We start from the raw sequence: 8,887 nt of genomic DNA on the forward strand, positions 1-8,887 counted from the left end.
GCGAGACGGGCGCGGGGCGGGCTAGGGAAGCGCGGGAGGGAACTGCGTCGACAGGGGAGGGGCGTCGCTCCACACTGGGCGGGTGGAACATCGCGATCTTGTTCTGGTGAGCAAGCGGCTGTCGCTGGCGTTGCGGCACCGGCCCGACGCGTTCGGCCTGCGACTCGACCGGGCGGGTTGGGTGCCCGTCGCGGACGTGCTCGCCGGCCTGCGGATCAGCCGCGCCCAACTGGACGCCGTGGTCGCGGGCAACGACAAGCAGCGCTTCGCGGTCGAGGCCGGCCCGGACGGGGCCGACCGGATCCGCGCCAACCAGGGGCACTCGGTGCCGGTCGACCTCGGCCTGACCCCGGCCGCGCCGCCGCCCCGGCTGTTCCACGGCACCGGCGAGGCCGTGCTGGACGCGATCCGGGCGCAGGGGCTACGCCGGGGCGGGCGGCATCACGTACACCTGTCGCCGGATGTGGCGACGGCCCGGCGCGTCGGCGCGCGCCGGGGCGGCGCGGTGGTGGTGCTGACCGTGGACGCGGCGGCGATGGCCGCCGCCGGGTACCTGTTCTACCGCTCGGCGAACGGGGTGTGGCTCACCGACACCGTGCCGCCGGCCTACCTCGGCACCACCTGAGCGGGCCTCAGCAGGCGGTCACCGGGTGGGCCACCACGGCGTCGAAGAGGTACGCGAGACCGTTCGGGGCGGCCCGGTCGGGCTGCCGTGCGCCGGTGCAGTCGGTGGCGCGGGCGCGCAGGACGTGCCGGCCGGCGGTCGGCGGGCGCCAGCGGGCGGTCCAGCGCTGCCAGGCGCCGCCCCGGTCGGCCTCGACCAGGTGGGCCGGGCGCCACCCGTCGCCGGTGTCCACCTCGACGTGCTCGATCGGGCCGTTGCCGGACCAGGAACGGCCGGTCAGCAGCACCTCGTCGCCGGCCGGCACCCGGGCGTCCCACGGCAGCTCGAACGCGCTGCGTACCGGCTGGGCCGTGAGCACTGTGCCGTCGGCCGGGTGGCCGGGGCCGAACATCCGGTAGAACTGCGTGTTCCACGGCGAGAACAGGGGGGTGGTGGAGACCTCGATCGCGCCCACCCACTTGATCGAGGAGATGCCGACCCAGCCGGGCACCACGACCCGCACCGGGAAACCGTGGTCGGCGGGCAGCGGCTCGCCGTTCATCTCGTACGCCAGCAGCACGTCGTCGAGCGCCTTCGCGACCGGCATCGGACGGCGTACCCGGCCGAGGTTGACCCCGCCGCTGACGTAGTCCGGGTCGAGGCCCTCGGGCATCACGTCGACCGCCTCGTCGCGCAGCCCGGCCAGGCGCAGCACCGTGCCGAGCTTTACGCCTCGCCACCGGGCCACACCGACGCTGCCGAGTCCCCACGCCACGCCCGGGGCGGGCTCGTCCTGCTGCTCGGCGAAGTAGCGCCGCCCGTTGCCGGCGCACTCCAGCAGCGCCGCGTGCTCCTCGGCGGGCAGCCGCCGCAGCTCGTCGAGGTCGAACTCGACCGGCTTGTCGCGGGTCGGCGTGCCGCGCAGGCCGTCGCCGAACAGGCGCAGCCGCCAGGTTGCCGCGTCCAGGTGCGGGGTGACCGTGTGGTTGCGGACGAAGAAGCGGTCGGTCGGGACCACGTACCCCTGGCCGGCCATCGACGGCCAGCGCATCTCGGCGTTGGTGTCCAGCGGGCGCAGCAGCTCCGGCGGCAGCGGCTTGACGATCGGCGCGCCGGGGTCGACGCCGACCGGCGCGGACGCCACCGCGACCGGCTCACGCTCCGCGGCGGCGGCGGTCACCGCGGCCATCGCCGCGCCCACCTCCAGCAGCCGGTCGCGGTCGACGCCCGGCCCGTGCGCCTGCCCGGCGAGCCACTGCCGGCTCCGGTCGGCGTCGTGGACGGCTTCGGCTGAGGACGGGGACTGACTCACGGCTGACCTCCGGGTGGGCGACGCTGCCTTTCCTATTCAATCAGTAGGACTTCTCATCGATCCACCCCAGGTGGGACGACGGCTCACGCCGCGCCGATCAGCGTCACCACCCCGGCCGCGACGAGCACACCGGCCCAGAGCCGGTCGACGTTGAACCAGGCCCGGCGCAGCACACCGACGCCGAGCACCTCGTATACCAGCAGGGCCACGACCAGCGCGACGGCGAGCATGGCGACGGTGTGGACGGCCGCGGCGAGCAGGCCGGTCAGCGCGCCGGCCGGCGCGGCGGCGAGGTGCCCGGCGTGCGGACCGGCGCCGGCCGCCGGTTCGGCGAGCAGCACCGGCAGCAGCATCAGGCCCGCGCCGTGCGCCGCCGACATCAGGAACGACCAGGCGGTGAGCTGCGCCGCCGACAGCCACATCCCGGCCCACCGGAAGTGCCGGTCGGACAGCAGCCGCCACAGCCCGAACCCGACGAGCAGCACCCCGCCGGCCACCACGACCACCGTGCTCGCCGTCACCGACCGGGTCGCGCTGACCAGGGCGGCGACCACCGCCACCGACGCCAGGTGACCGGCCGCGATCGGTGGCAGGGCCGCCAGCAGTGCCACCCGGCGGCGCTCCTGCAGGCCCCGGGCCACCGCGAACAGCCACCCCATCGCCGGGTTCAGGCCGTGGAACGCGCCGAGGCCGGCCAGCGCCGCCCAGGTCGCGCCGGTCACGGGAAGCAGTACGAGTCGGACGAGGCGTCGCCGCCCTGCAACCGGGTCTGGTGCACGCGCAGGCCGCGGAACTCCTCCCCGCGCGGGAAGAACCGCGGGTCCGGCACCAGGCCCCCGTGCTCCGGGTCGACGTCGAGCTTCGCCACCCAGGCACCCACCCCGTCGGGGTAGAACTGGTCGTCCCAGGCGCCGTAGAGGGAGTTGCTGACGTAGACGCGGCGGCCGTCGCGGCTGATCTCCACCATCTGCGGCCCGCCGGCCAGCGGCTCGTCCGGGAACGCCGGGTGCGGGGTGCGGTTGACGATGCCGCCGAGGCGCACCGAGCCGACGCGTACCGGGTGGAACGGGTCGCTGACGTCGTAGCGGATCAGTTCGCCGGTGCCCCAGCAGGACACGTGCAGGAACCGGTCGTCCACCGACAGGTCGATGTCGGTGACCAGCGGCGGCACCGCCCCGAACGGCTTGAGCAGGTCCGGCAGGTCGGCCGGGTCGGCCGGCTCGGCCGGGATGTCGATCACCCTGGTCACCGCCCAGGCGTCGCCGTCGCGGTGCCACAGCCAGATCGAGGCGGACAGGTCCTCGACGCTGATCACCACGCCGACGAAGCCGTACGACTTCGTCGGGTCGTGCGCGGGGCGCAGCTCCAGCGGCATCTGGTACTGGTCGCCGAGGTCGACGCGCTGCACGTGCCGGCGCTTCGCCAGGTCCCAAAAGTGGATCGCGTGCCCGTACCTGCGACCCAGCAGCAGTTCCCCGACGATGCCGTCCTCGATCATCGACGGCGTGCCCCACTCGCTGGTGACCAGCACGTCCTGGGTGTAGTGCCACCAGAAGTCGTACGCCAGGAACTGCGGCCCCCGGTCGGCCTCCCACGCGCCGCGTACCTCGAACGTGGTGTGGTCCAGCACGGCGATGCCGCCGGGCCCTTCCTGCCCGTCCGCGCCGCCGAGGGCGGAGACGTAGATGCCGTCCGGCCCGCAGTGCACCGTGTGCGGGCGGGAGTACCCGGCGCGCTCGCCCAGCTCCTCCGCCTCGATCACCTTGACCAGGCTCGGCCGGCGTGGGTCGGGTTTGGTGTCCAGCACGTGGATCCGGGACGAGCGCAGGCCCGGCACGATCAGGTAGCGGCGTTCCACGTGCGGGTGCGGTGCGGTCGGGCAGAGCGCGCTGCTGCACGCGTTCCAGCCGAAGTGGTGCAGCTCGTCGCCGGTGTTCGGCAGCTCGGTCCAGCCCACCACCCGGCCGTACGAGCCGGAGTCCGGGTCGGTGTCGAGCACCGCGATGGCGTCGGGGCGCTGCCCGGCGCGGTCGAACGCGGCGACGTAGGCGAGCTTCTCGGGCGGCGCGGTCCCGGCGAGCGTGGGGGAGGGGTAGAAGGTCGGATCGGGCGTCCAGCGGGTCATCGGTTCTCCATCGCGGTCAGCCGGCGGGTACGCCGAGACGGTCGAGCAGGTGGCGGCGCAGCGCGCCGAGGGCCGGGTCGTCGGGGCTCGGGGACGGGCCGAGGCGTACCGGCACCTCCTCGGCGATCACGCCGTCGTCGAGGAGCAGGACGCGGTCGGCCAGCAGCAGCGCCTCCTCCACGTCATGGGTGACGAGCAGCGCGGCGAAGCCGTGCTGGGCGCGCAGCCGCCGCAGCAGCCCCTGCATGCGCAGCCGGGTCAGCGCGTCGAGCGCGCCGAACGGCTCGTCCAGCAGCAGCAGGTCCGGTTCGCGGACCAGCGCGCGGGCCACCGCGACCCGCTGCGCCTGGCCGCCGGACAGCTCCGCCGGCCAGGCCCGGCCCCGGTCGGCGAGCCCCACCTCGGCCAGCGCGCGGCCGACCCGCTCGCCCACGTCCGGCCCGGTCAGGCCGAGCGCCACGTTGCCTGCTACCCGCTTCCACGGCAGCAGCCGGTGCTCCTGGAACACCACGGCGGCCGTGCCGTGCACCGCGTGCTCGCCGCCCGCGTCGCCGTCGAGCCCGGCGAGCACGCGCAGCAGCGTGCTCTTGCCGGAGCCGCTGCCGCCCAGCAGTGCCACCGTCTCCCCGGCGGCGATGGTCAGGTCCACCCCGGCCAGCACCACGGCCGGGCCGAAGGACCGGGTCACCACGCGTGCGGTGAGCACCGGCCCGGTCAGGTCGCGCGCAGTCCGCGTCGCCACGCCAGCGTCCTCCTCTCCGCATACCGGATGAGCAGGTCGGAGGCGAGGCCCAGCAGCGCGTAGATGAGCAGGCCGAGCACCACCACGTCGGTCTGGCTGAACTCGCGCGCCTCCATCATCAGGAACCCGACGCCGGTCTGCGCGTTCACCTGCTCGCCGACGACCAGGCTGAGCCAGGCCGCGCCGATGGCCAGCCGCAGCCCGAGGAACAGCGCCGGCAGCGCGCCGGGCAGCACCACGTGGCGCAGCCGGGCCGCCGCGCCGAGGCCGCAGGTACGCGCCGCCTCCACCAGCCGCTCGTCGATGTCGCGGATGCCGGCGTACGTGTTGAAGTAGATCGGGAAGAACGCGCCGAGCGCGACGAGGGTGACCTTCAGCGACTCGCCGATGCCGACCCAGATGATCAGCAACGGGACCAGGCCCAGGTGCGGCAGCATCCGGGCCATCTGCACCGGCGGGTCGACCAGGTCGTCGCCGAGGCGCAGCAGCCCCGCCGCCGCGCCGAGCACCAGCGCCAGGCCGCCGCCGATGAGCAGGCCGAGCGCGGCGCGGGTGAGCGAGTCGAGCAGGTGCACACCGAGTGTGCCGTCGCGGGCCAGCCGCCACCCGGCCGCAAGCACCGCGCTGGGCGCCGGCAGCTTCTCCGGGGCGAGCAGCCCGGTCCGCGCGGCGACCTCCCAGCCGAGCACCAGCACGACCGGGCTCACCGCGCGCCGCCACCGCCGCGAGACGCGGGCCCGCGACCGCCGCGGCGTCGCCCGATCGGGTACGACAGGAGCGGTCGCCTCGGCCAGCGCCGGACCGCTCACTGGAACGCCTCGTTGAACCGGCCGTCCACCCGCCCGGCGATGTCGACCGGTCCGGGCACGAGCTTCAGCTCCACGAAGCTGTCCGCGATGGCCTGCAACTCCGCGCCGATCTCCGGGGTGACCGGGGCGAGCGGCTTGGCGCTGCGGGCCAGCGCCCGGGTGGTCACGTCGAGCGGGATCTTCAGCTCGGGTGCGAGGATGGCGGCCCGCTCGGTCGGGTGGGCGATGCCCCAGTCGGTGGTCTGCCGGTACGTGTTCAGGAACGCCCGCACGTCATCGGTGCGGTTCTTCACCGCGTCCGGCGCGGCCAGCACGTACTCGCGGTTGCCGGCCAGGCCGGTGGCGTCGGCCAGCACGCGTACGCCCGGCTGCTCGGCGAGCGCGAAGTAGGGGTCCCAGATGATCCAGGCGTCGACCTGCCCGTTGTCGAACGCGGGCCGCCCCTCGGCGGGCTTGAGGTACTTCACCTTGATGTCGGAGAGCGTCATCCGGTTCGCCTCCAGCAGCTTCACCAGCAGCCAGTGCACGTTGGAGCCCTTGTTCAGCGCGACCGTCTTCCCGCGCAGGTCGGCGAATCCACGATACGGGCTGTCCGCCTTGACCAGAACCGCCTCGCCCTGCGGGATCGGCTGGGATGTGCCGACGACGGAGAACGGGATCTTCCCGGCCGCGGCGAACACGGGCGGGGCCTCGCCGACCTGGCCGACGTCGATCGAGCCGGCCTTCAGCGCCTCGGTCAGGGCCGGCCCGCTCTCGAACAGCGACCAGGTGACGTTCTTCGCGTCGCCGCGCGCCTTGACCAGGCTGAGCCCGCCGAAGCGCTGGTAGCCGATGCGCAGCGGGGCGTCGCTGCCGCCGCCGCTCGCGTCGGCCGCCTCACCGCCGCAGGCCGTCAGCGCCGTCGCGGCGAGCAGCGCGAGGGTGGTGAGCAGCGCGGCCACCGGCCGACGGCGCGATCTGGGGGTACGCATGACGACTCCTCGGGGAGGGGAAGAGCCCGGCATCGACGGGCGACAGCAACCTACCAACCCGATAGGTTTTATGGGTAGGGTGTCGGCGTGGTCGTCCCACCACTCAGGAGGCGACCCGTCCGACAGCGCACCGGAGGTACACCATGTCGCTCACCTTCCACTGGTTCCTGCCGACCTACGGCGACAGCCGGGACATCGTGGGCGGCGGTCACGGCGTACCGGTCGGCACGGCGGGTGGCGCGCGGCCGGCCAGTGTGGCGTACCTGGGGCAGATCGCCCGCACCGCCGAACAGCTCGGCTTCGCCGGCGCGCTCACCCCCACCGGCGCCTGGTGCGAGGACGCCTGGCTGACCACCGCCATGCTCACCGAGGTGACCGAGCGGCTGAAGTTCCTCGTCGCGTTCCGGCCCGGCCTGCTCTCACCCACCCTCGCCGCGCAGATGGCGTCCACGTTCCAGCGTCTGTCCGGCGGGCGGCTGCTGCTCAACGTGGTCACCGGCGGCGAGTCCGCCGAGCAGCGCGCGTACGGCGACTTCCTGGACAAGGACGGCCGCTACGCGCGTACCGACGAGTTCCTGCACGTGGTGCGAGCGCTGTGGCGTGGTGAGACGGTCGACCACGACGGCGCCCACGTGCGGGTCGAAGGCGCCCGGCTCGGCCGGGTGCCCGACCCGGTGCCGCCGGTCTACTTCGGCGGGTCGTCCGGCGCGGCCGGGCCGGTGGCGGTACGCCACAGCGACGTGTACCTGACCTGGGGCGAGCCGCCCGCGCAGGTGGCCGGCAAGCTGGACTGGATCCGTGGGCTCGCCGCCGAGGCCGGTCGGGAGCTGCGGTACGGCATCCGGCTGCACGTGATCAGCCGCGACACCGCCGAGGAGGCGTGGGCCCAGGCGCGCAAGCTGCTCGACGGCATCCCCGAGGCCGACGTGCGTGCGGTGCAGGAGGGTCTGCGGCGCAGCGAGTCGGAGGGGCAGCGGAGGATGCTCGACCTGCACGGCGGCTCCCGCGACGGACTGGAGGTCTCGCCGAACCTGTGGGCCGGATTCGGGCTGGTACGCGGCGGCGCGGGCACCGCACTGGTCGGCAGCCACACCGAGGTCGCCGACCGGATCGCCGAGTACCACGCGCTCGGCCTGGACGAGTTCATCCTCTCCGGTCACCCGCACCTGGAGGAGGCGTACTGGTTCGGCGAGGGCGTGCTGCCGATCCTGCGTCGGCGCGGGCTGTGGCGGCACCCGGCCGGTGAGCCGGAGATCGAGGTGCCGGCCGCCGTGCCGTTCTCACCCCAGCCCGTCCCGGCGCGCGGCTGACCGCGTCGCGCCCGTTACCGCGCTGAGCGTGCCGGGCGTTGGCCGGGTCGCCTCGGTCAGAGCGGGCGCTGCCCGGCGAGGAAGTCGGCCAGCACCCGGGTGTGCGTGGAGAAGGCCAGCTCGACCGGATCGGTGAGCACCAGCCACTCGGTGGCCTCCTCGGTCGGCGCCGACGGCGGCAGGTCACCGACCGGCCGCTCGGGCAGCACGCCGAAGACCATCATGGTGCCGCCCGCCGGTGCGCCGTGCACCGCGAACAGCCGCGCCTCGCCGGCCTCGGCCCGCAGCCCGGTCTCCTCGCGCAGCTCACGGACGAGCGCATCGGACCACTCCTCGCCGTACTCGATGAAGCCGCCCGGCAACGCGAGCTGCCCCCGGGCCGGTTCGATGTCGCGGCGCACCGCCACCACGCCGAGCCCCTGCGGCGTGCGGACCGGCAGCACCGCAACCGCCACCGGCAGCGGATTGCGCCACACCGTCTCGCCGCAGGAGGAACAGACGCGCGGCCACCCGGCGCCCGCCGGGTAGGCCGCGCCGCAGAACGAGCAGTGCGAGTACGCGGTCACGCCGCAGCACGTTACCCGCACCCCCGGCCCCAGGTCAGGCGTCACCCCTCGGGCCGTCTCCGTCCCCAGCGGCCCTCCGCGCCGGCGTTGACCGCCTCGCCACGCGCGCCGCCCGTCCCCGCATTCGTCCGGAGCCCGCCTCCTGCCCGCCATGCGAGGCGGCCTACCACATCGAGGGAAGCGGGTTCCGCCTTCTGAGATGCAGAGAGATCTTGGTACGAGAGGGCCCCCATGGGGCCCTCTCGTACCAAGATCTCCAAGAGCCCGGCGAGAGTCGCGAGGGCGATCGGGCAAGGGACGCGACCGCGGCCCCTCGCTCGCCGGGCGAACATCAACTGTCCAGCATGTCCCGGTAGCCTCACCGACCTTGCACTTTGGTGGCCCGCAATCCAGGTGAAGACGGGCATTACAGGGGCCCGAACTGCAAGATCGGCGAGGGCTGGGGGCG

General features: G+C 74.3%; 9 protein-coding genes. 2 read left to right on the plus strand and 7 right to left on the minus strand.

The genetic code is table 11. The annotated features are described in order from the left end of the window. The first annotated feature begins 82 nt into the window (after window positions 1-82). Window positions 83-625, plus strand: coding sequence for an RNA 2'-phosphotransferase (locus F8279_RS27715; RefSeq protein ID WP_151501508.1), 543 nt, complete (start codon window positions 83-85; stop codon window positions 623-625). A 7-nt stretch (window positions 626-632) separates the two neighbouring features. Here the strand turns inward: F8279_RS27715 and F8279_RS27720 are convergent, their stop codons facing one another. The 6 genes from F8279_RS27720 to F8279_RS27745 all read right to left on the minus strand — a co-directional run bounded on the left by F8279_RS27720 (window position 633) and on the right by F8279_RS27745 (window position 6,563). Further along, window positions 633-1,916 (minus strand): sulfite oxidase, encoded by a 1,284-nt coding sequence (locus F8279_RS27720; RefSeq protein ID WP_151501509.1) that lies wholly within the window; start codon window positions 1,914-1,916, stop codon window positions 633-635. A gap of 83 nt (window positions 1,917-1,999) precedes the next feature. Then, window positions 2,000-2,638 (minus strand): hypothetical protein, encoded by a 639-nt coding sequence (locus F8279_RS27725; protein ID WP_151501510.1) that lies wholly within the window; start codon window positions 2,636-2,638, stop codon window positions 2,000-2,002. Then, complete coding sequence (locus tag F8279_RS27730) at window positions 2,635-4,041, minus strand: selenium-binding family protein (RefSeq protein WP_151501511.1); 1,407 nt, start codon at window positions 4,039-4,041, stop codon at window positions 2,635-2,637. The genes F8279_RS27725 and F8279_RS27730 overlap by 4 nt, the downstream gene beginning before the upstream one ends. A 16-nt stretch (window positions 4,042-4,057) precedes the next feature. Beyond that, the gene (locus F8279_RS27735) at window positions 4,058-4,783 is read right to left on the minus strand and encodes an ABC transporter ATP-binding protein (protein ID WP_151501512.1); all 726 of its coding nucleotides are present in this window, start codon (window positions 4,781-4,783) and stop codon (window positions 4,058-4,060) included. Beyond that, on the minus strand, window positions 4,756-5,592 hold the full coding sequence (locus F8279_RS27740; protein ID WP_151501513.1) for an ABC transporter permease: 837 nt from the start codon (window positions 5,590-5,592) through the stop codon (window positions 4,756-4,758). The genes F8279_RS27735 and F8279_RS27740 overlap by 28 nt, the downstream gene beginning before the upstream one ends. Further along, window positions 5,589-6,563, minus strand: coding sequence for a sulfonate ABC transporter substrate-binding protein (locus F8279_RS27745; RefSeq protein ID WP_151501514.1), 975 nt, complete (start codon window positions 6,561-6,563; stop codon window positions 5,589-5,591). The genes F8279_RS27740 and F8279_RS27745 overlap by 4 nt, the downstream gene beginning before the upstream one ends. 143 nt (window positions 6,564-6,706) lie before the next feature. Between F8279_RS27745 and F8279_RS27750 the strand changes: the two genes are divergently transcribed. Continuing rightward, window positions 6,707-7,873, plus strand: a complete 1,167-nt coding sequence (locus F8279_RS27750; protein ID WP_151501515.1) for an LLM class flavin-dependent oxidoreductase — start codon at window positions 6,707-6,709, stop codon at window positions 7,871-7,873. Between the two features lie 56 nt (window positions 7,874-7,929). On the opposite strand, the gene F8279_RS27755 is transcribed toward F8279_RS27750, so the two are convergent. Further along, a complete protein-coding gene (locus tag F8279_RS27755) occupies window positions 7,930-8,439 on the minus strand; it encodes an NUDIX domain-containing protein (protein ID WP_151501516.1) in 510 nt (169 codons plus the stop codon). Between the last annotated feature and the right edge of the window lie 448 nt (window positions 8,440-8,887).

The organism is Micromonospora sp. AMSO1212t (genome assembly GCF_008868145.1).
Lineage (GTDB): Bacteria > Actinomycetota > Actinomycetes > Mycobacteriales > Micromonosporaceae > Micromonospora > Micromonospora tulbaghiae.